We start from the raw sequence: 744 nt of genomic DNA, 5'->3' as shown, positions 1-744 counted from the left end.
GCAGCCGGTGCAGTCCGGGTCATCCAAAAAGACGGCAGTCGTCGTCTGTCCGAGCGGTGTCAGCTCATCCTTAATGGTCAGGCGCCAGCTTGAATCGTTATTTTCAGAGATTGTCGTTGAGAAAGCGATGTCTTTGCAGGAATTCACACCTGACGTCTTTGATCATTATGATGCCGTGTTTTCCACCGTTGAGCTGAAAACCAAAAAGCGATACTACATGGTCAGGCCGCTGATGACGCCCGCTGAAAAAAGCAGGCTTGTCAATGAAGTGTATCAGGAAATGTTCGGTGTGAAGCAAAGGGAGCTTTTGACAGACGAATTTCTTCACATCCTCAAGAAGCACGCCAAAATCATAGATGAAAAAGGACTAAGAGAATCATTGAAAAATATTGCATTTGTTCAAAAAGTGACGGAAACAAGGGGGAAACGACCAGTGCTGAAAGATCTTCTGACAGATGAAACCATTCAAATGGCCGACCAAATCAAAGGCTGGGAAGAAGCGATTCAAACAGCGGCAAAGCCTTTGCTTGATAAGGAGGTGATCTTGAAGGAATACACGGATGCCATGATCGACAATGTCAAAACGATGGGACCTTATATGATTATCGGCCCCGAGATTGCCATCCCTCATGCAAGACCTGAAAAGGGCGTCCAAAAGGTGGGAATGAGTCTCCTGAAACTGAAGGAGCCGGTCTATTTTTTGGATGATGAGCAGTATCCGGTAAGGCTTTTGTTTTGCATTGC

General features: G+C 46.1%; 1 protein-coding gene. It reads left to right on the top strand.

The features are described from left to right. Positions 1-73 precede the first annotated feature (73 nt). The coding region (locus ACWHAR_RS26545; RefSeq protein ID WP_452088358.1) for a PTS sugar transporter subunit IIA at positions 74-744 on the top strand (671 nt) is incomplete at its 3' end.

It is taken from the genome of Bacillus sp. LR--39, assembly GCF_053613335.1.
Note: the sequence above shows the minus strand (reverse complement) of the source record. Positions and strands in the feature narration are given on the sequence as shown.